The organism is Flexithrix dorotheae DSM 6795 (assembly GCF_000379765.1).
Lineage (GTDB): Bacteria > Bacteroidota > Bacteroidia > Cytophagales > Flammeovirgaceae > Flexithrix > Flexithrix dorotheae.
This window is the reverse complement of the sequence record NZ_KB903476.1, coordinates 83,126-108,909: the sequence shown is the minus strand read 5'-3', so window position 1 is coordinate 108,909 and position 25,784 is coordinate 83,126. Positions and strand designations below refer to the sequence as shown.

Genomic DNA, 25,784 nt, shown 5'->3' with positions numbered 1-25,784 from the left:
ACATCATTAATGGCAAAGAAATGCACAAATCATTTTAAATTTGGTTGAAATACAATGTTCGGAGTGTAGAATATACTTATTAAATAAAAATGTTTTTAATTATGAAAGTGAAGATACTTACTTACCTGTTGTTTATGATAATATTTAATTCCTGCAAGGATGAAGACTCTGGAATGGATGCAAAAGAAGAAGAACCCCAAATAGTATTGGAGCCGCAGGAACCAAAACTTGTGTGGAGTGATGAATTTGATGTAGATGGCTTGCCAGATTATACCAAATGGACATTTGATGTGGGAGGACACGGTTTTGGGAATAGAGAATTGCAGTATTATACAGAGAAAAACCTAGAAAATGTAAGGATAGAAAATGGTGTGCTGATTATCGAAGCATTGAAAAAGGACTTTGAGGGTAACCAATATACTTCAGGAAAAATATGGACTAAAGACAGAAGGAGTTGGAGTACTGGTAGAATTGAAGCCAGGATTAAATTACCATCAGGAAAAGGCACCTGGCCGGCCTTTTGGATGTTGCCTCAAAAAACAAATTTTAGCTGGCCGCTTGATGGAGAGATAGATATTATGGAACATGTCGGCTATGCTCCTGATTCAATTTATGGAACCATTCATACACAAGCTTACAACCATACCATTGGTACTCAGAAAGGAGGGAAGATTGGGATAAAGGATGTGGAAAAAGATTTTCATATTTATGCCATAGAATGGACCAATAAAGGAATTGACTGGTATGTAGATGATGAAAAATATTATTCCCTCCCAACCGAAAAAACTTACGAAAAATGGCCATTTAGTACTAATTCATATTTTGTGATTTTAAATCTGGCTGTGGGAGGTACCTGGGGTGGAGCTCAGGGTGTAGATACTGACATTTGGCCTCAAAAAATGGAAGTGGATTACGTAAGAGTTTATCAATAATAATATCCGAACCAATGCTTTTTTATTCCGGTTATAAAGGGATAATTTTAATTCGAACTTAATAAAAAACTAAACAATGAAATTAATTACAGGAACCGGAATTTTACTACTTTTTTTTACTGGCTTTATTGCACAAGCCCAAAATTTTAGAGGAATGGACAAAAGTCCTCTGGATTATGCGTATTATCCGGATAATTTCGCTCATGATAGAAAAGCGGGTGAGGAGGCTATTTTAAGAGTTTTATATAGCAGACCTCAGAAAAAAGACCGGGATATTTTTGGCAAAAAAGTGCCTTATGGCAAAGTATGGAGAACAGGTGCCAATGAGGCTACTGAAATACAAGTTTACAAGGACATCACCATTGGTGGTAAAAAACTGAAAGCAGGAACCTATTCATTATTTACTATTCCCACCGAAAAAGACTGGACTATTATATTCAATTCCGATTTAGATTATTGGGGGGCTTATAGCTACAAGGAATCCAATGATGTGCTTAGAATTACGGCCTCTTCCAGTAAATCCGGGAAAACAATTGAAGCCTTTACCATTCAATTTAAAGATGGGGATAATAACGAAGGCATCATGCAAATAGCCTGGGATGATGTAATTGTGGATGTCCCTTTTAAATATTAAATTTGATAAGGTAGTATTCTTTATACTACCTTTTTTCAATTTTGAAATTGGCATTTTACATTCTTTAGAAATAAGTTTGAATCACTTATTTGACTGATTTTAATTTTAAAGCACCTCCAGACTTTGAGTTTTACCAGAAAAAAAATATTGTTGGTTGAAGATGATGAGAGTTTAGGGTTTGTAGTGAAAGATAATTTGGAAATGAATGGTTATGAGGTTTTTTTAGAAAAAGATGGGATTTCTGCCTGGGAGTCTTTTCAAAAAAACAAATATCACATTTGTCTTGTCGATGTAATGCTCCCTAAAATGGATGGGTTGAATCTGGTAGAAAAAATCCGAAAAGTAGATCAGGTATCTCCTATTATGTTCCTGACAGCCAAATCTCTGAAGGAGGATAAAATAGCCGGTTTCAAGCTTGGATGTGATGATTACCTTACAAAGCCATTCAGTATTGAGGAACTTGTATTTAGGATAGAAGCCATTCTAAAAAGAACTGGAAATATCGGGACTAAAGTTGAAGAAAAACAGATATATCAGGTGGGGAAAATTGCCTTCGACAGCCAAAATTTAACACTTACTTTAAATTCGAAAGTAATTCATAACATTACCAAAAGGGAAGGAGATCTTCTAAAAATGTTGATTCAGGATATGCCTAATATTGTTAAAAGAGAGGATATTCTGAATCAAATTTGGGGAGATGATGATTATTTTAAAGGAAGAAGCCTTGATGTTTTTATTACCAGATTGAGAAAATATCTCAAAGTGGATGACTCCATTAAAATTGAAAATATTCATGGAGTAGGTTTTAGATTAAAGATTTCTTAGTTTCCGCTGTGAAGTGCTTTTTTACCCTTTGAACAATTAAACATGAAAGCTATAATCCTAAAAAGAACCCACGAACCTCCAGACTTTACTGAAGCCAACCTTCCGGAAATTACCGCATCTGAAGTATTGGTTAGGCTGAAAGCTGCTGCTTTAAATCACAGAGATGTTTGGGTGCAAAAAGGATTGTATCCGGGGATGAAGTTACCTTGTATTTTAGGTTCGGATGGAGCAGGAGTTATAGAAAAAATTGGAAAACTAGTTTCGAATGAGTGGTTTGAAAAGGAAGTGATTATTAATCCGGGATTAAATTGGGGTGATAATGAATTAGTGGCAGGAAAATCATTTCATATTTTAGGAATGCCCACCAATGGTTGTTTTGCAGAGTATGTGAAAATCGACCATCAGTACCTTTATGAAAAACCTCCGCATCTGAATTTTTTTGAGGCTGCAGCCCTACCTCTTGCCGGGGTTACTGCCTTTAGAGCTTTATTTACCCAGTCCAAACTACAGAAAGGGGAAAAGGTATTAATTACGGGAATAGGAGGAGGGGTTGCTCTTCAAACACTTCTTTTTGCCAGAGCGCTCGGTTGTGAGGTTTATGTTACTTCCGGCTCTAATGAAAAAATAAAAAAGGCTGTTTCCTATGGTGCAACAGGGGGAATTAATTATAAAATGAATAATTGGCACAAGGTGCTTTTAAAAGAAGCTGGCCAATTTAATGTAATTATCGACAGTGCAGGTGGGGATAATTTTGGGAATTTAATCGATCTGGCTGCACCTGCAGGCCGAATAACCTTTTATGGAGGAACTTCGGGTAATATCAGCAATATTATTCCCTCAAAGGTTTTTTTTAAGCAATTGACCATTAAAGGAACTACTATGGGAAATCCCGAAGATTTCCAGCATATGGTCGATTTTGTTAATCAAAAGAAAATTAAACCTGTAATTGATCAGGTATTTCCACTGAAAGAAGCAGAAACCGCCTTTACCCGAATGGAAAATGGGGAACAATTTGGTAAGATTGTTTTAAAAATCTAATTTATTGAAATTCAATGATTTAAATCATTGGCTTTTGGTGCATTCAGACTTCCTTTTTTCAACAGGCATTCATAAATTTAGGGTACAACAAGTCAGGTGTCTGGATTTGAGCTTCTATAAAAAAGTGGCTCCAGGCAAACTAACTAATGTATTAACTTAATACCCCACATTTTTTTAACTAAACTTATCCTGATATGAAAAATTCAAGAAGGAAGTTTTTAACAACTTCGTCTACAATGCTGGCAGGAGCCGGAATGATTGCTGGTAATCCACTTCCCACATTTTATTATCCGAGCGGGAAAATTTCTGCAAATGATCAAATAAATATAGGCGTAATTGGCTGTAAGGGAATGGGTTGGTCAAATATGAGAGCCCATTTGGCAATGGAAGAAGTGAATTGTGTGGCTTTATGTGATGTAGACCAGAGTGTGTTAGACCAGAGAGCGAACGATGTGGAAAAAATGAGAGGAACAAAACCTAAACTATATAAAGATTATAGAAAGTTACTGGAGGATAAAGACATTGATGCGGTGATAGTGGGCACTCCGGATCATTGGCATTGCCTGATCACTGTGGCTGCCTGTGAGGCTGGGAAGGATGTATATGTGGAAAAACCTCTGGCCAATTCTGTGGAAGAATGCAATATCATGGTGGCTGCTGCCAAAAAATATAACCGAATTGTACAGGTGGGCCAATGGCAAAGAAGTGGCAGACATTATGACCAGGCCATTCAGTTTGTGCAGTCTGGTAAATTAGGACAAATAAGATTGGTAAAAGTTTGGGCTTACCAGGGTTGGATGAAACCTATAGCAAATGCGGCAGATTCTGAAGTTCCTGCAGGGGTGGATTATAAAATGTGGCTGGGACCGGCACCCACAAGACCATTTAATAAAAATCGTTTTCATTTCAATTTTAGGTGGTTTTGGGACTATGCTGGTGGACTAATGACCGACTGGGGTGTCCATGAAATTGATATTGCTTTATATGCCATGAAGGCGAAAGCTCCCAAATCGGTAATGGCATCCGGAGGAAAGTTTGCCTATCCGGACGATCCTTCCGAAACACCTGATACGCTACAGGCTGTTTTCGAATATGAGAATTTTAACATGCTTTGGGAACATGCGGTAGGCATAGATGGTGGAAATTATGGCAGAACTGAGGGAATTGCCTTTATTGGGAATAATGGAACACTGGTGGTTAATCGTGGAGGCTGGGAGGTAATTCCTGAGGTTGAAAACAAGGACAGAAAGGATTATTTTTATAAAATGGAAGCCATTCCAAATCAGCCTAAAACCGGGAATCCTTTGGAAGAACACACCCAAAATTTTGTGGAAGCTATGAAATCAAGAAAGAAGGAGGATTTAAAGTGTTGGATTGAAACAGGGAGTGTGGCTGCAATAAATGCGCATATGGGAAATATTTCCTATAGAACTGGCAGAAAAATTTATTGGGATCAGTCAAAAGGACTTTTCCTGAATGATGACGAAGCCAATGAAATGCTAAAACCGACTTACCATAACAATTGGGAACTGCCCAATATTTAGGCTGAAACAGGAAAAAACTAAAATGCCTTCAAGTCGGGGAGGCATTTTTTAATGGGCAGTAGTTTGGAATTTTTGAAGGGCCTGATCAATGGTTTTCTTTAATTGTTGTTCATCCCAGGGTTTGGTAACATAAGAGAAAACTTTGGCTTTATTCATCGCATATTCCACAATGTTGGCATCACTGTAGCCGGTAAGCAAAATCTTTACAACATTTGGAAACTTAGCATTTACTTTATCCAGGAATTCAATTCCGGAAATCCCAGGCATCCTTTGGTCGGTTATTACCAATTGAATTTTGTTACTTGAATTTTGATTTTTACTTAAAATTTCCATCCCTTCCTTTGCAGATTTGGCAATGTGGATATTATAATCTAACATAAAAACAAGTTGAAAACTATCAAGATTTTCCTGCTCATCATCTACATATAGGATTTGTGGATTCATAACTCAATTGCTTTAAGATTAATTGGTAAGTAAATTGAAAACGTGGTTCCGAGCTCTTTTGTACTTTCTACCTCAATTTTTCCTTTAAGTCGCTCAATTGCTAACTTTGTAAGGTATAAGCCTAAACCGTTCCCTTTTGATTTTAATGTTCCTCTGAAAAACTTATTATATATAAGATGCAAACTTTTTGGGTCAATTCCAATACCATTGTCGTTTATTTGGATTTTTATTTGGTTGTTTCCATTTTTTTCTCCTTTTATTGAAACTTTTGCATTATTCTCAGTATATAAAATCGCATTTTGGATGACATTCATCATAATGGTTCCAACCAATTTTTGGTCACTTACCATTGTAAGATTTGGATCAATTTCTATATTTATTTCATGATTATCTGTAGAAAATGATTTATTTATGTGTTCCAGAGAAGAGTGAATTATCTCCAATAAATTTAATTCATCGCATACAATCTCCATCACTTCAATTTCATTCAGTCGCAGTAAGTTGAATAAAATTCTACTCATTCTATTGGCTTCGGATTTCAACATCTGAAAATATTTTACCGAATCCATCTGTTCAAACTCACGAATACCTAATTCGCATAATCCTAAAAAACTGGAAAGGGGGCCATTAATATCATGTGAGGCTCTGTATACAAAGGTATCCAGTTCCTCTACTTTTTTCTCTAAATTGTCTTTGGATTCCTGCAGATTGCCAATTAAAGATCTGTTTTCCTTGATAAGCCTGTATTTTTCAAGTGCATTATCTAACTTAATTTTCAAATCTTTTTCATCCCAGGGCTTGTGGATATACTGATAAATCCCCACTTCGTTGAAGGCTTTTGTCACCACTTCTAAATCAGCGTAGCCCGTAATAATCATGCAAACAATGTCTGGATACAGTTTTTTTACCTGAGAAAGCAACTCAAGACCAGTCATTTTTGGCATCCTTTGGTCAGTAAGCAATACCTGAATTTCCTCTTGCTCGAGAATCCTCATCCCTTCGTCTACATTGTTGGCAAGATAAAGATCATAATACTCCATAAATACTAACCTGAAGCTATCAAGATTCTCCTGCTCATCATCAATGTATAATATTTTAGATTCTCCTTGCCTTAATTCATTCATTGCGAAGCCCTACCTGATTACTTAATTGTTAAACTAGCAATATCAAATGATATATACCTGATTTTTTTTAATAAGAACCCATTAATGATTAAATCATTTACAGTCGGTATTAATATGGTCCTTTTCCGATAATAAAAATTCCTGAAGAGAAACTTTTACTTTGATTTGGTTAGTAATGCAAAAATGTATTTGAGTTTTTTAAGATAAATAAAATTAACTAAATAATTCCAATCTATTAAAAGGTTAAATTGGATTTTTTTAATTAACCATCATAAATGAGGTAAAATATTATCGGATTTTACCTTAAAATCCTGTTTGACATTAAAATAGAGAATATTTAAATTAAATAATAAATAAAAATGAAATATTTATTGATAATTCCGATAACCATTTTATTTAGCTTTTCTACCCTGGATTTGGCTGAAGTCTCCCAGGATTTACCCGAAGAGACCTGGTTTGATTTCTGGTTGGGTAAATGGGATCTTTCATGGAAAATGGCCGATGGAAAAAAGGGAAAAGGTACCAACCATATTCTTAAAATTCTGGATGGAAAAGTAATTCAGGAGAATTTTGAGGCCACTGATGCAGGGCAAATGACGGGGTTCAAAGGAATGAGCCTTTCTACATTTAATCCGCAAACAAAAACTTGGAATCAGGCTTGGGCAGATAATCAGGGCGGTTATTTCAGTTTTAAAGGAATAAAGGAGGGAGACAAAAGGATATTTATGACTGATATAGTAAAAAAGGATGATGTGGAGTTCGTGCAGCGAATGGTGTTTTACGATATTACAGCTAACTCTTTAACCTGGGATTGGGAAAGTTCCAAAGACGGGGGTAAAGAATGGAAACTAAATTGGCGCATTAACTACGTGAGAGCAAAAAACTAAAGCGGTTTAATTGATAGAATGCCCTGGTTTCATTTAAAAAAAACAGCTATTTGTTGAAAGTATTTGAAGAGTGAAAAGTATCGGGTTATTTTAGACGCTTAAACAAAAAGCTATGAGCAGGTTTTTTCGGGAAAAGCGTAATGTCATTATTCATATATTCTTTTGGATAGGTTTTTTTATTCTATTCACTTTTTTCTGGTCTGCCAGGCACGACCTAAATGAAGCGCTTCTTAAGAGTCTGTATCTTACTACTTCCCAGATTGTTGTAGCTTATGCCAACATCATGTTCTTTATCCCAGTATTCTTTTTAAAGAAGAAATACCTTCAGTTTTTTGTTTCTGGTATTTTGGTGCTTTTCTTCACTATTTGGTTATCAGGATACTTGGAGCCGGTTCCTACTGAAATGCCTCCCGGTATAAATAACAGATTAGGCAGAAGTAATTTTGAAAGAAGGGAAAGAATGGATTCTTTAAATCTCGGACCAAATAGATTCTTAAACGAAAATAATTTAATGCGAAAGGATCGGGAAGAGCGAAGAAGACAAAGGTATCTTGGTTTTGCCAGGCAGGGGAGAATGGTGTTTAATGGGATCTTAACTCTGGCTATTCTTTTAATGAGTACGGCCTTTAAAGTTTCGGAAGTGGCCTTTACCAAAGAAAAGGAAGCTACACAGTTAAAAAATGAAAAATTACAGGCTGAGATGAGGTTTTTAAAATCTCAGATCAATCCACACTTTCTGTTCAATGCACTTAATAATGCCTACACCCTTTCTTATATAAAATCGGAACAGGCCCCTGAAGTAATTTTAAAACTCTCTGATATTTTAAGGTACATTATTTATGAATGTGAAGCGGATAAAGTACCCTTAGAAAAGGAAATAACCTATATCCAGAACTATATCGATCTGCAAAAAATCAGACTGGATAATGTGGAAAATATCACAACCGAATTTTTAATAGATGATAAAGAAATTGAAATAGAACCCATGCTGTTTATTCCATTTATTGAGAATAGCTTTAAGCATAGCCATATCGAAGATGAAGAAAATGGTTGGGTGAAAATTACCCTTAAAACCGGGTCAGGAAAAATTATTTTTATTGTAGAAAATAGTGTCCCGGTGGCACAATTTACAAAGGATAAAGTTGGAGGAATCGGGCTGGATAACGTAAAAAAAAGGCTTGAGCTATTATATCCGGAGAAATATGTACTGCTGGTAAATCCTTTGAAAGAAAAATTTATAGTTCATCTTGAAATTGAAATTTAGGTTTTGAAAAATAATAGCGTATCGATTTTCACCTCACAATAAAAGTATAACATCAGGAGAATTATGAGTATAAAATGTCTGATAGTAGATGATGAAAAACTTGCCCTAACTCTATTAGAGAGCTACATTCAAAAAATTCCTCAATTAGAATTGGTGGATAAATGTAAAAATCCCATGGATGCCATGCAAGTCCTTCAGGAACAGGAAATTGATTTAATGTTTCTGGATATTCAAATGCCGGGACTGACAGGAATTGAATTCTTACAATCTTTGGTGCATAAACCTACAGTAATTTTCACTACCGCCTATTCCGAATATGCTATAGAAGGCTATCAGCTGGATGTAATTGATTATCTCCTCAAGCCATTTTCTTTTGAAAGATTTGTGAAGGCAGTAAATAAAGCAATAGAAAACATAAAACTAAAAAAAGGTAGCATTTCAAATCAAACTTTATCATCAGATGAAATGGTAAAAAATGAGCCTGCTGAAATTACCCATATTCAAATAAAGGCTGACCATAAAATCTACAAATTAAAATTAGATGATATCATTTATATTGAAGGTTTAAAGGAATATGTTTCTTATTATACTGCTACCCAAAGGATAATTGCCCTTGAATCATTAAAAAAACTGGAAGAGACTTTACCGAAAAGCAGGTTTTTGCGGATTCACAAATCCTATATCATTTCTACTGAAAAGGTTAAAGCACTGGAAGGCAATCTATTAGAAATTGGAGATAAGAAATTACCTATTGGTAAAACCTATAAAGAGCATGTGGTGCAAACTATTTTTGGATAGTTGGATGTTGATTATCAGGGTTTTATAAATTTTTCGTAAAAAAAATTATATTTTTTTTGAAAAGATTTTGCAATTTAATTTTCTCATTCTAGATTTGCACACCAATAAGGAAAAACACTCCCCCTTAGCTCAGTTGGTTAGAGCGGTTGACTGTTAATCAATAGGTCCTTGGTTCGAGCCCAAGAGGGGGAGCTACAAACTAAACAGGTAGTTAAAAAAAAGTCTCAAATTTATTTGAGACTTTTTTTATTGCCCAAAATCCAATGAAGGCAGAAAATCGGATGAAGTGAGAAGAACGTGAGACCATCCATCCTGAAAACTTCCTGATCATTAACCTTAGACCTTAGGCTAAAGGTTAACCTGGTTTCAATGAATCATCTTACCTGTTAATCAAAGCCGTAAAATTTTTTTGATTAATAGGATTCCTCCTTGTAATTCTGCAAAAATTCCAGAAAATGGCAAGCAATAGCGAATGATCCCTTCCTGAAGCGGGACCAGAGGCTAATGAATTTGTGATAGGAAAATTTACCCCTGTCACTTAAAATAGCAAATAAGGGGAAAAGGAATTACTTATTATTAATAAGCCTGAGAGGCTTAAACCAAATGCCCTAAACTTTAATCATTTTGAGATTTGGGCGCAGGTTTTTTCCCAAATAACTTTCCAAATCGACCAAACGTTTTTTTCTCAAAATTGTAGAAAAAAGTGAACTGACCGAATATTGCTCCAAAAATTAAAAGTAAACCCTGGTAAATTAAAAATCCTAGAATGTAAAGGGGGATTTTGTATAAAAAATTGGTATCGGAAGTAACTTCTAAGAATTCGAAAATTTTCCTTGTTACAAAAGCCGTTGAAGAACCCGTAATCCCAAAAACTACAAAAATTATAAATACCTGAAAGCCTGAAGTAACGCCCCACCTTTCTTTTAATTTATCTAACCAATTAGCCTTACTCATTTTATCTTAATTATATTCTCCTCTTTTAAATCGGGCAAAGATCGTAATTTTAAAAATATTTTCGCTGTTACAATCACATCATTTTTACAATATTCCTCAATACGGGCTATATCCTGGTCCACATAATAGGTTTCATTTACCTTGCTGCCATCAATATCCGATTTACTGGATTCAATATTTAAAAGGGCTGCAAGTAAGTCCAAGGCTATATAATGCCTTAATTCTCCAAACTTCCACATGGCCATGGTATCGAAATGAGGAATTTCCCATGGCTTTTTGCCGATAAGATCCAGAACCTGAGGTAAGGGGATACCATTAATCAGCAACCTTCTGCAAAGAAAGGGGAAGTCAAATTCTTTCCCATTATGGGCAACCAATTGGAGTTTGGACTTATCAAACCGCTCTTCAATAAGTTTCTTAAAACCCTCAAGAATTTCTTTTTCATCATCACCTGAAATCGTTTTTACCCGAAAACATACCTCCTTTTCTTCATTCAGATGAAAATACCCCAATCCGATTGTAATAATTTTCCCAAACTCGGCAAGAATGCCTGCCTTTGCCTTAAATACTTCCTCAGGGCTTTTTTCTGGATCAAACCGCCTGGCTTTTTTTTCCCACCAAGGTTTAATCCTTTCATCCAGTTCCTCAAATTCAGAAGTGGCAGAAGCTGTTTCAATGTCTATAACAAGCAGGTTTTGTAATTCGGAAAATCTTTTCAAAATGGTTAATTTAATTTTTAAGCCTTTGTAAATATTGAAGTTAAAAAATAGCTTTTTGAAAACATAAAAAAGTAATGGGAAAGTATTTAAAAATAGCCCCAAAGGAATAAACCCTTAAAACATCATTAGTCACTTCCCAATAATTTGATTTCTACCCTTCGGTTTTGCTTTTTTCCGTATTCTGTATCATTATTGGCTATGGGCATGGTTTCCCCCCGGGCATAAATTTTTATATGGTCCTTTTTTACTCCCTGATTAACCAAATAGTTTACTACTGCATTAACTCTATTGTTGGACAATTCCATATTGGCGTCATAATTCCCTTCGCTGTCCGTATGACCAGCCAGTTCCACTTTATCACTTTTGGTCATTTGCATTTTTCTTAAAAGGTTATTCAACTGGGAAATAGAAGTGCCATCAAGATTATATTTTCCTGAGGGAAATCTCACCTGATAACTTTCATGGTAGGCATGTAGGCTATTTCCTTCAATAAAAACCCCGGAATCAAGCAGGCCATCGGATACATCGGCTATGGAAAGTCGCAAAATATAAGTTTCATTGGGAACTACAGCCTGTTTTACTTCAATCAGCTTGGTATAGCCATTATATTCCAACATCGATAAACTATCCGTGTTTTTGATGTAAAAGATAGGATTAACCGCTGGATATTCATTGTCCATATTGCCATGGTTTACATTATTGATCGAAACCGGTTGGTCCGTATTCGGAATTAATGCGATATTTCTCCCATTTTCAATACCTTTTCCTTTAATAAAAAATGCAAAAACATCATTATATTCGGAGCCAACAAATTTATCATACTCTTCGGAAGCAAACATAAAATTAAAAGCCATGGTATCCGCCTTGGGAATCACTTCTAATTCTAAAATACAGGCGTCATAAGTCTTCACATTGTTGCCTAAAAGTTTTTCCAAAACCGGGTCACCAGACCTCCTGTTATTCGATCCTTTTTTCTCCGAAGAGTTTGGGCCCACCGCATTAAAAATTGACCCAGTGGTCATCATAAGGCCTTTTTCCATTCCAAAGCCTTCCCAGGGTGCCTCAAAACTTCCTATGGCAGAGCCAGACCGTTGATTAGTCCGGAATTTACTGATCTCAATTCCATCTCCCACCAGTGACTGCACAATTTCGGATAGTGGATGATCAACAGAGGGAGGGTTTAATTTTAATTCCTGGCAAAAAGACGTTTCGGTAAATGAGAATAAAACAAAAGGCAAAAGAATAATTCGTAAAATAATCATAATAAAAATCGAAAAAATAACACTAAACCAAAGGTTTTACCCAATAAGCAAACTTTGATGTCGATTAAATTTAAGCTGGTGAATTAATTTTGATGGATGTTGGGAGAAAATACTCCTGCCCAAAGATTTTATGATATTAATTGGTTGGTCAGTAACTCAGTTTTATTTTTCTTAAAAAGACCAGAAATTACAAGAAAATTCTAAAAAATTCAAGGAAGTACCATCGATTATTCAAAGCGTCATAGCCTAATTATTTGGGTTTATAGTCAAATTTGAAGACATCAGGACGATGGTAATGACCTGAAACATCAAAATCCATTTTGCCCCTTGTAATCCAGTCCAAATCCAAATCTGCATACAAAATATCCTCTTTATCAAAAAGAGGTCCTGCTAAAGCTTCCCCAAAAGGAGATATAATTACACTTCCACCTTTACTCATAATATTGGGCTCATCAGCCAACTTTTCTACTCCGGGAATATTTTCCGGATACATATCTTTAGTTACAAATTGATTACAGGACAATACAAAACATCTTCCTTCAAGTGCTATATGCCGGACGGTAGCTTGCCATTCATCTCTGGCATCGGCAGTGGGAGCGAGGTAAATACCTATTCCCTGCTGGTATAATGCCATTCTGGCCAAAGGCATATAATTTTCCCAACAAATTAAACCTCCTATTCTTCCTATCGATGTGTGGTACACATCCAGATCGTCACCCTGGCCTTCTCCCCAGATTATTCTCTCAGACCCAGTAGGTTTTAACTTTCGGTGTTTTCCCATTATTTTTCCATCAGGCCCAAAATAGAGCATCGTACAATATAAAGTACCCATGGATCTGGCATCTTTTTCAATAACGCCTATCACTACATGGCATCTGCATTCTTTTACTGTTTTGCCTATTTTATCGGTAAACTCACCAGGTAATTCTAAAGCATTGTCAAAATAAATCTGCCAGGCTTTTTTTCCATCCAAGGTTCTGCTTCCTACTACTGCGCCAAAATCCATTCCTCTGGGATAACCAGGTAAAAATGCTTCAGGGAAAAGAATTAACTCAGCTCCTAAAGCTGCTGCTTTTTTGATTAATTCAATAGATTTTTCTACGCTTTTTTCAAGATTAAACAAAACAGATGCCGCCTGAACTACAGCAACCCTAACATGTTTTTTTTTACCCATAGCAATTTGGAATATTTATAATAATATTTGCGGATTCGAATCAGCTTCTTAAATTTAGGGATTTCCCAATTTCTTATTGGAACAGAATCAAAAAAGCAGGAAATATTTTTAAGCCCAGCATTGAAAAACGCTTTAGCAAGTCAATTACCAGTAAATTTATTCACACAAATAATTTAAACAACAATCAAACATAAAATGGAACAAGAAAAACCATACATAAGTCCCCATACTAAATTACCAGAACTTACCATTCGTGCGGTAATTTTGGGTGCAGTCCTTTCAATTGCCCTATCAGCTGCAAATGCCTATTTCGGATTGTTTGCCGGGCTAACAGTTTCGGCTTCTATTCCCGCAGCGGTAATTTCCATGGCAGTTTTAAAAGTTTTTCGAAATTCTAATGTGCTTGAAAATAACCTGGTACAAACCGCAGCATCTGCCGGGGAATCCCTTGCGGCCGGAGTGATTTTTACATTCCCCGCTCTGGTTTTAATGGGCTATTGGGATGAGTTTAATTACATGGAAACTACCTTAATCGCACTGGCAGGAGGGGTATTGGGAATTTTGTTTACCATTCCACTCCGACAGGCCTTAATTGTAAAAGAAAAACTTAACTTTCCTGAAGGTTTAGCCACTTCAGAGGTATTAAAAACCGGGGAAAAAGGAGGGTCGTTTATAAAGTATCTGGTTTATGGGGGTTTGATTGGCGGGATTTTTAAATTGGGTTCAGGTGCCCTAAATCTATGGTTGGGTATATTTGAAAAAGGAGCCTTAATAAAAAGTAAAGCTTTTCTCTATTTTGGTTTAAATCTTTCCCCAGCTTTAGTTGCAGTGGGTTATATTGTGGGATTAAACATTGCCTTCCTAGTCTTTTTAGGAGGGGCAATAAGCTGGTACTTTGCTATTCCCATCCATATATTTATGTATGGCCCCGGAGAAACCGAAAATGCCATTGACTTAGGATATGAAGTTTGGAATTCTCAAATCAGGTATTTGGGTGTGGGAGCCATGATCGTGGGAGGACTTTGGGCATTGATCAGCATCAGGAATTCATTGGGTACAGCTTTAGGTTCTGGTATTGAGGCCTTTAAAAAAGGTGGAACCAAGATGTCAGAAAAAATCAGAACTGAAATGGACACTCCAATGTCCTGGGTAATCATTGGCATAGGTGTCTTAATTGTTCCCATATTTTTCATTTACCTTCAGGTAACCGGGATCATTCATATCACAGCTATGATGACTGTGGTTATGGTGATAGCCGGCTTTTTGTTTTCTTCGGTAGCAGGGTATATGGCAGGGTTAGTAGGAAGTTCCAATAACCCTATTTCAGGTGTGACTATTGCCACAGTTTTATCAGCAGCTCTTTTATTGGCACTAGTGCTAGGCACGAATGAACCAGCAGCCGGAGCGGCAGGAGCCATTTTAATTGGTGCAGTGGTTTGTTGTGCTGCGGCAATTGCCGGGGATAATATGCAGGATTTAAAAGCCGGTTATGTTTTAGGAAGCACGCCATATAAGCAACAAGTGATGCAGGTAGTAGGTGTATTGGCCGGGGCAATAGTAATGGCGCCTGTGCTTAATTATCTGCTTGAAGCCTATGGAATGGGTCCTGCCACTTCCGAACATCCCAATTCTTTAACAGCTCCCCAAGCTGCACTGATGCAGAGCGTTGCGGTGGGTATTTTTGGAGGAAATTTACCCTGGAATATGGTCACTATTGGAGGACTTATCGGAATAATAATTATCGCGGCCGACCAATACCTTGCCAGTAGAAATTCAACTTTCAGAATGCCGGTTTTAGCGGTGGCTGTGGGGATTTATCTTCCTTTGGAATTGGACACGGCCATTTTTGTAGGTGGAATTCTGGCCTGGATGGTGAATAAATATTTTAATAAGCATAAAAAAGGTAAAAGCAGGGTTGATTTCGAAAAAGGCAAGGAAACCGGGGAAAAAGCGGGTTTACTCTTTGCCTCAGGATTAATAACAGGAGAAGCATTAATGGGAATTCTAATTGCTTTTGCCATAGTAGCAAAAGATGCGGAGTTTTTCAGAATATTTGATAGTCCTCCTGCGGAAAGTTATCCGGGATTATTGTTATTTGTCATCATAATTTATTTATTATTATTCTTTGTTAAAAAGGCTTTCAGGAAAGCTTCAGAGGAAAAATAGCTCCTGTTTCAGTTAACAAATATGAATTTTTGATTAAATCTTATCTGATTCCAGTAGAAATTTAGAATTGAGGAAACTTTTTTCGATTAGTTTTGTAAGAAGATATTGAGTATTTTTACAAGAATACTTACATTAATAAACTGGGTTCCTTCGTTTTAAACTTAAAATTTGGAAAAAATCACTAAACATATTGATATGGATTCACCCCAATCTTTGCATTCTTGGCAAAGGCTGGTGGTGTTTTTGTCAATTGTTATGATTCTTTTCAATAGTTCTCCGATTGACCATTTTCTGGGAACTTGTTTTGATATAGAAGAAATTGAGATTAATATTGATTTTGAAAATGAAGGGGAAAAAGAAAAAGCTGAAACGGATATTGTTCAAATAGACAAAAATCAAATCAGCAAGTCCCTTTCCAATCTAAGTATCCTTGAAAGTCAATTAGAAAAACTTTATCACTTTCAATATAGCTTAAAGGAGGTTACTCATGAGGAAGTACCCACACCACCTCCTGAACCAATAGCCTAATTTTTTGACCCTTTCTTTATTATCCTGATTCAACCCGGTTCCTTAAATCATAAAAATAGACTTCCCGGTTGCATTAGGGTTAAATAGAATTTTCTGCCTTTATGGATAAGGGCAGATGGGGAACTGTAAAATGATTCTTTTTCCGGTAAAATGCATTTTTCCATCAAGTTTAAAACCGTATTCTGGATCTAATTTGACAGATCATTTTAAAATTATTTATTTGTCCTAGTCTATTTAATTATCATCAACCTATGAAACCTTCAGAAAATTTAAGTGTTTTTAAAAACCTGAAAAACGACCTCCCGGCAGGTTTAGTTGTTTTTTTAGTAGCAGTCCCACTTTGTCTGGGCATCTCACTTGCCTCGGGTGCTCCCTTATTTTCGGGAATTATTGCCGGAATGGTAGGGGGAATTGTAGTTACTCTTTTTAGTGGATCTCCATTAGGAGTAAGCGGCCCTGCTGCCGGACTAATTGCGATTGTAATTACATCAATTGCTGATCTGGGTACTTTCGAAGCATTTTTGCTTGCAGTTTTAATTTCAGGAATTTTCCAGGTTTTACTGGGCTTTGCAAAGGCTGGGATTATTGCCTATTATTTCCCATCATCCGTAATTAAAGGAATGCTTTCCGGAATTGGGATTATTATTATTTTAAAACAAATTCCTCATGCTGTAGGCTATGACAAAGACTTTGAGGGAGATTTAGGGTTCAAGCAAATGGATGGACATAATACTTTATCCGAACTCTATTACATGTTGGATTTCTTAAGCATGGGAGCCATTATCATCTCAGTATTATCCCTTGGGATTTTAGTATTATGGGAACAGCCTTTTATCAAGAAATTTAAAATCACGCAAATTATTCAGGGACCTTTAGTGGCAGTGCTGGCTGGTATTGGTCTAAATTTGGTCTTTCTTAATATTCCTTCGCTAGCCCTAAAATCAGAACAGATGGTAAACCTTCCTGTTCCAGAAAATATAATGGGGTTCTTCGGTCAGTTTACTTTCCCTGATTTCTCCCAAATTACAAACCCCCAAGTTTATCTGGTTGCTGTTACTATTGCAGTTGTAGCTAGTTTAGAATCTTTGCTTTGTGTAGAAGCTACTGATAAACTTGATCCTTATAAAAGAGTAACACCAACCAATAGGGAATTAAAAGCTCAGGGAGTGGGAAATATAGTTTCAGGTTTAATTGGAGGTTTGCCAATTACACAGGTTATTGTAAGAAGCTCTGCCAACATCCAATCAGGAGGGAAAACTAAGGTCTCAGCCTTATTCCATGGTATGCTTTTATTATTATGTGCAATGGCTATTCCAAATATTCTAAACCTTATTCCCCTTGCCAGTCTTGCAGCGATACTCCTTGTGGTGGGATACAAGTTGGCTAAGCCAGCCGTAATGAAAGAAATGTTGAAATTGGGCTCTAAACAGTATATCCCATTTTTCGTGACAATTGTGGCCATTGTCTTCACTGATTTACTTATTGGAATCGGATTAGGATTGGTAGTTGCTGTATTCTTTATACTTTACAACAATTATAAAAATCCTTATTTATTTCATCCTGAAGATCATCATGAAGGAGAAACCATTAAAATTGTACTTTCAGAGGAAGTTACATTCTTGAATAAGGCAAATATCCTTCAATCTTTAAATCACCTGCCAGACAATACAAAAGTTATTCTGGATGCCTCCAGAACCGTCCATATCGATTATGATGTGATGGAAATCCTGAATAACTTTAAAGAAAATGCGAAAACAAGAAATATCGAGATCGTATTTAAAAACTTTGAATTTGAAAAAGACAACAAATTGGGTTCAGTTGCCAGATTGAAGAAGGCTTTTCAGGGGGATGGAAAAAATAAAAAAGATGAAGATCTCCAACCCGCCTGATCTTAGAGACCTTAAATTATAGCATAATAAAAAAGACCTTTTCAAAAGGTCTTTTTTATTATGCTCAATTTTATATTCTATTTGGAGAGCACTTATAAAATTTTTAATTATGCCTTATAAAGGATAACTAAAGTTTATGAACAGGCTTTCAAAGAATATCACTCAAAATTTAATATTCCTATTCATCCAACTTGGTCTGGTTACCTGTCACCATGCAATTATAGCCCAGTCCACCTCTAACGACTCCATTCAATCAACCAGGAAAATTGCGTTAGATTATGGCAAAGCAGGATGGCACCTGGAAACATCTGATGGCTTATATGCTGTAAATGCCCAATTAAGATTTCAATTCAGGTTTGCCACTCCTTCCGATACAGATCCGTTAAATTTAAACGATTATGTTGATGGTAAGGAAACCTATTTAGGAATTAGGAGAGCAAGGATAAAAATTGGGGGGAATGCATTTAAACCTTGGTTGAAGTATTATATGGAATATGAGTTATTTACTGGCAACCTCCTTGATTTCCGGCTGATGATTGAGAAAATTCCCCAGTTGAAGGTGAAAATTGGCCAATGGAAAATACATTATAACCGTGAAAGAATAATTTCTTCCGGGAAACAACAAACTGTTGATCGATCTATTTTAACCAGGCCTTTTACTATTGACCGCCAACAGGGGGTTTCGCTTTATGGAAATTTAGATGGGGGAGGTTTAGCTAATTTTAGTTACTGGATTTCTGCTCTTACCGGAACCGGAAGAGGAAATAATTTTAATGATGATAAGTATCTGATGTACATGACTAGATGGCAGTGGAACTTTTTCGGCAGGATTCTTCCATTTGAATCATCAGATACAAAATACCATTCAAAACCGGCCGGGGTCATTGCACTGGCTGCAGTTACAAACCGAAGCCCTTATACAAGGTTTTCTCAGTCTGGAGGGGGGCAATTGGGCCAGTTTGAGGAGGGAAGTGCTGGCCAATACCGGGTAAATCAACTTTTATTGGAAACAGCTCTTATGTACAAGGGTTTTTCATGGCAAAATGAATTTCACTGGAAGGAAATTCAGGATAAAATTAATTTGACCACCACTGAAATGTCGGGCGTTTATTTCCAGGCAGGATATTTTTTAAATGGATTAGTAAGCTGGGTGCCCAAACCACTGGAAATTGCCTATAGACAAGCCTTTTACGACCCCGATATTGTTTCGGAAAATGATATTAGGGAAGAACAAACCATTGTAGTAAACTGGTTTTTTAAAGATCATCTGAATAAACTTACAGCTGAAGTTTCCTTTTTCGATTTACAGGTTGCTCCTCAAACTACAGTGAATGAAACCAGACTTAGAGTCCAATGGGACGTGTCTTTTTAGCAACAATCCCCACATTTAATTAATCATTATATTTCGTCATAGTCTGATTTATCCCAACTGCAGCAAAAGATAATAACATTTCACATGATTTATTTATGAAAATGTCCAGTTCTTCCTGTTCTTTAGGAGTAAAAGCAGAAAGTACATAATCTACCTGCCTGCCTCTTGGGAAATCGTCCCCGATTCCAAATCGCAACCTTGGATATTTATTATGTCCCAAAATATCCTGAATATTTTGCAACCCATTATGGCCAGCTCCAGAACCTTTTCCCCTCATTCTTAAGCTCCCAAAGGGCAAAGCCAAATCATCTACAATTACCATTACATTTTCTATAGGAACCTTCAGCGCTTTCATCCAATAATTAACCGCTTTGCCACTTAAGTTCATATAAGTTGTCGGTTTTATCAGGGTGATTTTCCTTCCTTTAAATTTAAAACCGGTGGTAAAGGCATACCTGTCCGAATCGAACTCCACTTCCTGCTGCCGAGCAAGTTTATCCAATACCATAAAACCAATATTATGTCTTGTATCTTTATATTCCGGACCTATATTTCCTAATCCAACAAATAAGTAATTCACTGTACTAATAAATTAATGGTTGTAATCCAGTGGACTTCACTGGAATAAATGCCTTCCCAAATTCCAAAATTAAAGGAGTTTGCAAAAAAGAACAATCTTCACTAAAATGAAGCCTATATTTCTCAAAATTTAACTTAATCGAAATATGCCCTCTTCTAAATAAACTTAAAATCACAGGAAAAATAGCAAAATCTCTTTTTTATAACCTTTTTATAAAATACTGATTTTCAATAATTAATAATCCAGTCTGTTTTAACCATGAATTATGTTTGAGAAGATTACTGGAAGTTCTAAAATATATTTCTTAACTTATATCTTATTTAAACCTTGAAAAATTGATGATTTTTTAAGAATTGGGAACATTCTTGTTTAAATTCAATTTAATATAATATAGAGGAAGGGAGCTAAACTACTATAGATTGGACAAGCAAGTGGTGAGTCATCAGCCTGATATTTTCAATTGTTTTTCCATTAATCTACTACAAACACTAAAATTTGTTAATCATTAATTTTAGAAATTTTGTCAAATCCAGCGATTTCTATGTATATAATATTTAATGCCATGTTTTTAGCATTGGTTTACATTGCTCTTATTGCCTTTATGTTGGCAAAACCAGCAAGCTCTGACGGAATAAACCCAAAAGATGACAGCGATAATGACAGAGGTGATGGTGGTTGGGATGATTCCGATGATAACCCTCCTCCCTTCGATTTACCTCCAGGAATTTTTTTGTTGAAACCTGATGAAGATGACCCCTCAGTGATCAAAAAAGTTGAAGAAGACATGTTGGTCTGATTTCCCGAAATAAGCAACTTCCAATCCTTTCCCTTAATTATACTGGATGGTTTTGTTCCATTCCACTATTTTTTATTTTTTGACAAATAGCTGATTCCATTTTTCTGCGAAAATATTAAGGCATAATTGCACCAAATAATTTTTATTTATGCCATGTATACTTATTTTTAAATAGGCAGATTCCATTTTCTTCCGAATTTCATTTTCAATCATTTTCCTATTACACACCAAAACTTGAGATCAAGAATGAGCACTTTCAGAACAGAACTTCATATTGAGGAAAATCCTGAAAAAATTCAATACAATTCAAAAATCCTTTCTCTGGGTTCGGGCTTTTCCCATCATATTGCCAATCATTTTTTTAAATATAAATTTAGGGTGAATAGCAACCCCTTCGGTACTATTTACAACCCTATTTCTATTTTCAATCTGATTGACATGAGTTTAGGGAATAAAAGTATAAGCGAAAGTTTAATCACCAAAAATAATGATGTGTGGAACCACTTTTACTTTCATTTTAAAACCAAAGCATCTTCTCGAAATGAATTATTGGAAAACTTAAAGCGGGAAGTTAAAAAAAACCATGAATATCTCAAAAAAACTGATTTTTTAATTCTTACTTTTGGCTCTGCCTATGTGTATAAACATGCCAAAACTCACCGAATAGTCGCCAATTGCCATAAAGCTCCTGCCAAACTTTTTAATAAAGAGTTACTGACCACAAATGAAATAATAGAAGGATTTAGAAAAATTTATCATTCCCTTAACCATATCAGAGACATTATTCTGATAGTAAGTCCGGTTATGCATACCAAAGGTTCAATCACCCTCAATGCGGTTAGCAAATCAGTATTGCGGCTGGCTTGTCATCAGATCAAAAATGAATTTCCTCATGTAAAATACTTTCCAGCTTACGAGTTTTTGTTGGATGACCTTCGGGATTACAGGTTTTATGAGAAAGATTTAATTCATCCGAATGAAATGGCTATGGACTATATTTTCAACAAGTTTGTAAAAGCCTATGTGGATAAGGACGACCAGCAGTATATCATGCAGGTGGAGGAAATTTTAGAAGCAGTTGATCATGTTCCCTATAATCCTCAAAGTGAAGAATACCAGTCTTATATCAAAGACGCTATCGGGAAAATAGAAAACTTAGGTTCCAGAATTGATAGCTCCACTCTTCTGGAGGATTTGAAAGGTAAACTTAAATGAGGTAACAGGTCCAGGATGCAGGATCTAAATTTTTACCAGTTAAAAGCCATAAAATTTACGATTCACGAAACTATTTGAAGGAATCCAAATGTTATTCTAACATCACAATCAGACCTAAATCACATTCTTATTTTTTAATAAAAATATCCAACTTGTGATTCCGCCTTTTAAATATTTGTTTTTCAATTCATTGGAAAAAATATTTTAAAAGTGCTTCAATAAAATTGGCCTGTTCGCACCAGGTAGCTTTCCTCATTTTTTTAAATTTTTCCAGATGGCAGTAATTCAATTTACCACAAATTTGAAAAGGTTTTATCCTGATCTAAATGCGATAGAAATTGATGCAAAAACTGTTGCAGAATTAATCCAAAAAGTTGATTTAAAATTTCCCGGCCTTAAAGATTACGTAGTGGATGAACAGGGAAAGCTACGAAAACATGTCAATATTTTTATTGGTAATAATATGATAAAAGACAGAGAAACCCTGCTTGATACCATCACTGAAAAAGATGAAATATATATCATGCAGGCACTTTCAGGAGGCTGAAAACTAGCACTTATATTTTCTAACCAAACTCAATCATACTTTTCCCATGGAACAAAAAAACAGATTAATGCTGGGAACCCGGAAAGGACTTGCCGTTTTTGAAAAAGGCCCTCAGGGTAACTACCTCCAGACACAAATGCATTTTTTAGGCATTCCGGTTTCTATTGCAGCGGTGGATGAACGAAACGGAACCTGGTGGGCACTTTTAGATCATGGTCATTGGGGCTGCAAGGTGCACAAATCAACTGATGAAGGGAAAACCTGGAAAGAATTGGAATCACCAAAATATCCGGAGGGAGAGGAAATAAAAGATGGCGTGCCGGCAAGTGTAAAGTACCTTTGGGCATTTGCCCATGGGGGTAAAGACCGGCCTGAGGAGCTTTTCCTGGGTTCTGAACCCGGAGGTTTGTTTCATAGCAAAGATCAGGGTACCAGCTTTCAACTAAACAGGGGGCTTTGGGAACATCCTTCCAGGAAAGAACAATGGTTTGGCGGAGGTCGTGATTTTCCGGGAATTCATTCCATTATTGTTGATCCGAGAGACAGTGACCATATTTTTGTAGGAATAAGTTGTGCAGGCGTATTTGAATCCAGGGATGGAGGTACAAACTGGATTCCTAAAAACAAGGGCCTTAAAGCTGATTTTTTGCCGGATGCTAATTCGGAAATTGGCCAGGACCCTCATTTATTAGTCGCGAGTAAAAATCATCCTGATTACCTGTGGCAACAAAACCACTGCGGCATTTTTAAATCTGAAAATGGAGGAGAACTTTGGGAGGAAGTTGGCCAGAAAGCCGGTGAAGGCCCTGCCAATTTTGGATTTGCCATAGCTGTTGATGAAAATAAACCTGAAGTAGCCTGGGTGGTTCCGGCTAATAGCGACCAGATAAGAGTTGCTGTTGATGGCGCCTTATGTGTTTGCCGAACTGATGATGGGGGAAAAACCTGGAAGGATTTCCGTAAAGGATTACCTCAGGAAAATTGCTTTGATATTGTTTTCCGGCATGCGCTGGATAAATCAGGGGAAACTCTGGCTTTTGGCACTACTACAGGCAACCTATATCTTTCAGATGATTATGGGGAATCCTGGAAAAGCCTGAGTAACAACATGCCTATGATTTATTCAGTTGAGTTTTATTGATTTATTAAACCAATAATAAATAGCGGTTTTTTATGATTGAAAAATCCTTATAGCATGTTTAAAATTTAGGTTTTCAAGCGAAACCGTCCAGTTTTGAAGTGAGGTTTCATAAATGGGTGTTTGCAGCGAAATAGTTTAAATTTAAACATGCTCTTACCGGAAATCTGATACTTAAGGGTCAGAAACGGGGCGGTAATTCCTAAGGTGATAAAAAAGATGTCTTGGCAGGGGTTGCATTTTTGCAACCTTGCCTTATTATTCTTCCTGAAGAACGATTTACGCAAAGTCGTTACCGAAAACCTTGCTGATAAAAAACAGGTTTTATGGGCTGTTGGAAATTACCAGGAGCCGGATTTATTTATCTATAAGCTTCTGAAAAAGAGTTAAGTACCTGTTGCAGTACTTGAAGTAGTGCTATTGGTTTACCCACCAAAGAACACTTCATATAAATATCTGCCAGGCATAAAGGTAAATCCACCTGCAATTATAATCGCCCCAAAATAAAGTATAATCATTTTTCTTTTGTGTGACTTGATATCTCCTTTTTTTAAGGCCATATAAGCTGTTGGCACTGTGTAAATGGCAAGAAAACTAAAGCCATGAATCCATCCAAAATGATTGAGGAATCTTGGTCCAACCTGAGCAGGCATAAAAAGGGTGATAAATGCAGTTATGACCATCAAAATTTTATAAACCCACCCAAATTTTTTGTGAATACCAGTTCCTTTCTTGATGAGCAATAATAGGGTACCAATGATAAAGCAGGGGATCACAGTGATTAAATGCAAATACATTAAGTTGGTATAACTCATCCCATTTTGATGTTTATAAAAAACTGAAGAATTATTTAAAATAAATACATTATTTGACTAAATATTCAAATTTCCAAATATTTATAGATATCTACTTGTGAAGATAGAGTAGGGAATTGGATAATCCAAATGCCGTAAATGTCAGGAAATAACGGAAATAAGGGATCAGGAATGAATTTTTCCTAAAATGTGTAATTATCCTGCAAGACAAGGTTTTTGAATGAGTAAATAACTAATTCAGCGGTAGATTTTACGCCCAGTTTTTTGATCAAATGCTTTTTATGTGTCATCACTGTAGTGGGTTTTATCCCGAGAATATTACCTACTTTTTGATTGTCACATTCCATGGTGAGTGCTCTTAGAACTTCTTTTTCTTTTTTGGTCAGAAAAGAAGAATCTGCGGGTTTAGACCGACTTGTTTTTTTGGAATTGTGGGCAACAGCAAATTCTAAGTTACGGAGATTTGTTTTTGGTTTTAAAACCCGGTCTATCGTCCTGAATAAAAATTTCCTATCTTCTTCGAAAGTAAGAAAATCTGAAACCCCGGCAGCTTCCAGCTCTTTGTGGCTATATGGATTTGTCCCCAAAGACAGCAGGATGATTTTAGCATCTTTAAATTTTTGCCTAATTAATTCAACAGCCTGAAACCCTCCGAGATCAGGTAAATTAATATCCACAAAAGCAAGGTCAATTGAAAAGTCTTTTTGTGTGTTGATTTTTCTCATTAATTCCTTCCCGGTATTTACCATTTCTATATGGTTTACCCCTCGTTTTTTTTCTATGACAGCTTTTAACGATTCAGAAATTAATTTTAATTCATGGGCGATTACCACATCCTTCTCTACTACCATAATTAAAATAGTTTAATCAGGAGCTGATCCTGTTAGATAATTAGTCTAAAGGATATTGAGGAATATTTTTGTGGTTTATTGTTATTGGGGCATCCATTGGGGATGCATGATGTTTTATTTTGACCAATCTATTTTTCTATAAAAAAGCAATGGTGGCCAAAACATGGTTTCTATACTTAATTTAAGTAATATTTAACAAACTACAAAATGAGGTTTGGCATTTATTGGAGTGAGGAGGTAAAATAAAAAGCAACAACCTCAAAGGGCTTACCCGATTAGTTGTTGCTT

At 36.1% G+C, this 25,784-nt stretch carries 25 protein-coding genes and 1 tRNA gene; 17 read left to right on the top strand and 9 right to left on the bottom strand.

What is annotated here, in order from left to right; all coding sequences use genetic code 11:
• Positions 1–101 precede the first annotated feature (101 nt).
• The 5 genes from A3EM_RS0130870 to A3EM_RS0130850 all read left to right on the top strand — a co-directional run bounded on the left by A3EM_RS0130870 (position 102) and on the right by A3EM_RS0130850 (position 4,973).
• On the top strand, positions 102–932 hold the full coding sequence (locus tag A3EM_RS0130870; protein ID WP_020532122.1) for a glycoside hydrolase family 16 protein: 831 nt from the start codon (positions 102–104) through the stop codon (positions 930–932).
• Positions 933–1,008: 76 nt separating this feature from the next.
• Positions 1,009–1,566: a DUF2911 domain-containing protein gene (locus A3EM_RS0130865; protein WP_020532121.1), complete on the top strand. Its 558-nt coding sequence runs from the start codon at positions 1,009–1,011 to the stop codon at positions 1,564–1,566.
• A 123-nt stretch (positions 1,567–1,689) separates the two neighbouring features.
• Positions 1,690–2,391 carry a response regulator transcription factor gene (locus tag A3EM_RS0130860; protein WP_020532120.1) on the top strand — a complete coding sequence of 234 codons (702 nt, stop codon included), beginning with the start codon at positions 1,690–1,692 and terminating at the stop codon, positions 2,389–2,391.
• A gap of 42 nt (positions 2,392–2,433) precedes the next feature.
• The gene (locus A3EM_RS0130855; protein ID WP_020532119.1) at positions 2,434–3,429 is read left to right on the top strand and encodes a zinc-binding dehydrogenase; all 996 of its coding nucleotides are present in this window, start codon (positions 2,434–2,436) and stop codon (positions 3,427–3,429) included.
• Positions 3,430–3,623: 194 nt separating this feature from the next.
• Positions 3,624–4,973 (top strand): Gfo/Idh/MocA family protein, encoded by a 1,350-nt coding sequence (locus tag A3EM_RS0130850; RefSeq protein WP_020532118.1) that lies wholly within the window; start codon positions 3,624–3,626, stop codon positions 4,971–4,973.
• Positions 4,974–5,021: 48 nt separating this feature from the next.
• On the opposite strand, the gene A3EM_RS44135 is transcribed toward A3EM_RS0130850, so the two are convergent.
• Together A3EM_RS44135 and A3EM_RS0130840 are read right to left on the bottom strand one after the other, a co-directional pair.
• Complete coding sequence (locus tag A3EM_RS44135) at positions 5,022–5,417, bottom strand: response regulator (protein ID WP_020532117.1); 396 nt, start codon at positions 5,415–5,417, stop codon at positions 5,022–5,024.
• The gene (locus A3EM_RS0130840; RefSeq protein WP_020532116.1) at positions 5,414–6,541 is read right to left on the bottom strand and encodes a hybrid sensor histidine kinase/response regulator; all 1,128 of its coding nucleotides are present in this window, start codon (positions 6,539–6,541) and stop codon (positions 5,414–5,416) included. The genes A3EM_RS44135 and A3EM_RS0130840 overlap by 4 nt, the downstream gene beginning before the upstream one ends.
• Positions 6,542–6,900: 359 nt before the next feature.
• Here A3EM_RS0130840 and A3EM_RS0130835 point away from each other — a divergent pair, with 359 nt between their 5' ends.
• The 4 genes from A3EM_RS0130835 to A3EM_RS0130820 all read left to right on the top strand — a co-directional run bounded on the left by A3EM_RS0130835 (position 6,901) and on the right by A3EM_RS0130820 (position 9,682).
• Positions 6,901–7,428 (top strand): hypothetical protein, encoded by a 528-nt coding sequence (locus A3EM_RS0130835; RefSeq protein ID WP_020532115.1) that lies wholly within the window; start codon positions 6,901–6,903, stop codon positions 7,426–7,428.
• Positions 7,429–7,540: 112 nt separating this feature from the next.
• Positions 7,541–8,692, top strand: a complete 1,152-nt coding sequence (locus tag A3EM_RS46435) for a sensor histidine kinase (RefSeq protein WP_020532114.1) — start codon at positions 7,541–7,543, stop codon at positions 8,690–8,692.
• Positions 8,693–8,755: 63 nt separating this feature from the next.
• Positions 8,756–9,490: a LytR/AlgR family response regulator transcription factor gene (locus A3EM_RS0130825; RefSeq protein ID WP_020532113.1), complete on the top strand. Its 735-nt coding sequence runs from the start codon at positions 8,756–8,758 to the stop codon at positions 9,488–9,490.
• A 118-nt stretch (positions 9,491–9,608) separates the two neighbouring features.
• A tRNA-Asn gene (locus A3EM_RS0130820) sits at positions 9,609–9,682 on the top strand.
• Positions 9,683–10,105: 423 nt separating this feature from the next.
• Here the strand turns inward: A3EM_RS0130820 and A3EM_RS44125 are convergent.
• The 4 genes from A3EM_RS44125 to A3EM_RS0130790 all read right to left on the bottom strand — a co-directional run bounded on the left by A3EM_RS44125 (position 10,106) and on the right by A3EM_RS0130790 (position 13,599).
• Positions 10,106–10,444, bottom strand: coding sequence for a DUF6787 family protein (locus A3EM_RS44125; protein WP_020532111.1), 339 nt, complete (start codon positions 10,442–10,444; stop codon positions 10,106–10,108).
• Entirely contained in the window at positions 10,441–11,163 is a 723-nt protein-coding gene (locus A3EM_RS0130805) for a ribonuclease H-like domain-containing protein (RefSeq protein WP_044240378.1), read from the bottom strand. The genes A3EM_RS44125 and A3EM_RS0130805 overlap by 4 nt, the downstream gene beginning before the upstream one ends.
• Before the next feature lie 125 nt (positions 11,164–11,288).
• Entirely contained in the window at positions 11,289–12,425 is a 1,137-nt protein-coding gene (locus A3EM_RS46430) for an OmpA family protein (RefSeq protein ID WP_020532109.1), read from the bottom strand.
• Positions 12,426–12,675: 250 nt separating this feature from the next.
• Positions 12,676–13,599 (bottom strand): carbon-nitrogen hydrolase family protein, encoded by a 924-nt coding sequence (locus A3EM_RS0130790; RefSeq protein ID WP_020532107.1) that lies wholly within the window; start codon positions 13,597–13,599, stop codon positions 12,676–12,678.
• A 195-nt stretch (positions 13,600–13,794) separates the two neighbouring features.
• On the opposite strand from A3EM_RS0130790, the gene A3EM_RS0130785 reads away from it, so the two are divergent.
• From A3EM_RS0130785 to A3EM_RS0130770, 4 genes are all read left to right on the top strand, one after another.
• The gene (locus A3EM_RS0130785) at positions 13,795–15,765 is read left to right on the top strand and encodes an OPT family oligopeptide transporter (RefSeq protein ID WP_020532106.1); all 1,971 of its coding nucleotides are present in this window, start codon (positions 13,795–13,797) and stop codon (positions 15,763–15,765) included.
• Between the two features lie 195 nt (positions 15,766–15,960).
• The gene (locus tag A3EM_RS0130780; protein WP_020532105.1) at positions 15,961–16,293 is read left to right on the top strand and encodes a hypothetical protein; all 333 of its coding nucleotides are present in this window, start codon (positions 15,961–15,963) and stop codon (positions 16,291–16,293) included.
• A gap of 251 nt (positions 16,294–16,544) precedes the next feature.
• Positions 16,545–18,182, top strand: a complete 1,638-nt coding sequence (locus A3EM_RS0130775; RefSeq protein ID WP_020532103.1) for a SulP family inorganic anion transporter — start codon at positions 16,545–16,547, stop codon at positions 18,180–18,182.
• 136 nt (positions 18,183–18,318) lie between these two features.
• Positions 18,319–19,554, top strand: coding sequence for a porin (locus tag A3EM_RS0130770; RefSeq protein ID WP_020532102.1), 1,236 nt, complete (start codon positions 18,319–18,321; stop codon positions 19,552–19,554).
• 19 nt (positions 19,555–19,573) lie between these two features.
• Here A3EM_RS0130770 and pth read toward each other — a convergent pair whose 3' ends face one another.
• On the bottom strand, positions 19,574–20,134 hold the full coding sequence (gene pth / locus A3EM_RS0130765) for an aminoacyl-tRNA hydrolase (RefSeq protein WP_020532101.1): 561 nt from the start codon (positions 20,132–20,134) through the stop codon (positions 19,574–19,576).
• A gap of 541 nt (positions 20,135–20,675) precedes the next feature.
• On the opposite strand from pth, the gene A3EM_RS0130755 reads away from it, so the two are divergent.
• From A3EM_RS0130755 to A3EM_RS0130730, 4 genes are all read left to right on the top strand, one after another.
• The gene (locus A3EM_RS0130755) at positions 20,676–20,930 is read left to right on the top strand and encodes a hypothetical protein (RefSeq protein ID WP_020532099.1); all 255 of its coding nucleotides are present in this window, start codon (positions 20,676–20,678) and stop codon (positions 20,928–20,930) included.
• Between the two features lie 246 nt (positions 20,931–21,176).
• Positions 21,177–22,145, top strand: a complete 969-nt coding sequence (locus tag A3EM_RS0130745; RefSeq protein ID WP_020532097.1) for a GSCFA domain-containing protein — start codon at positions 21,177–21,179, stop codon at positions 22,143–22,145.
• Between the two features lie 274 nt (positions 22,146–22,419).
• A complete protein-coding gene (locus tag A3EM_RS0130735) occupies positions 22,420–22,692 on the top strand; it encodes a MoaD/ThiS family protein (protein ID WP_020532095.1) in 273 nt (90 codons plus the stop codon).
• Between the two features lie 46 nt (positions 22,693–22,738).
• On the top strand, positions 22,739–23,833 hold the full coding sequence (locus A3EM_RS0130730) for a WD40/YVTN/BNR-like repeat-containing protein (RefSeq protein ID WP_020532094.1): 1,095 nt from the start codon (positions 22,739–22,741) through the stop codon (positions 23,831–23,833).
• A gap of 422 nt (positions 23,834–24,255) precedes the next feature.
• Here A3EM_RS0130730 and A3EM_RS0130720 read toward each other — a convergent pair whose 3' ends face one another.
• Both A3EM_RS0130720 and A3EM_RS46425 read right to left on the bottom strand, forming a co-directional pair.
• A complete protein-coding gene (locus tag A3EM_RS0130720) occupies positions 24,256–24,645 on the bottom strand; it encodes a DUF2306 domain-containing protein (RefSeq protein WP_026210686.1) in 390 nt (129 codons plus the stop codon).
• 182 nt (positions 24,646–24,827) lie between these two features.
• On the bottom strand, positions 24,828–25,496 hold the full coding sequence (locus A3EM_RS46425) for a response regulator transcription factor (RefSeq protein WP_020532091.1): 669 nt from the start codon (positions 25,494–25,496) through the stop codon (positions 24,828–24,830).
• Positions 25,497–25,784 lie beyond the last annotated feature (288 nt).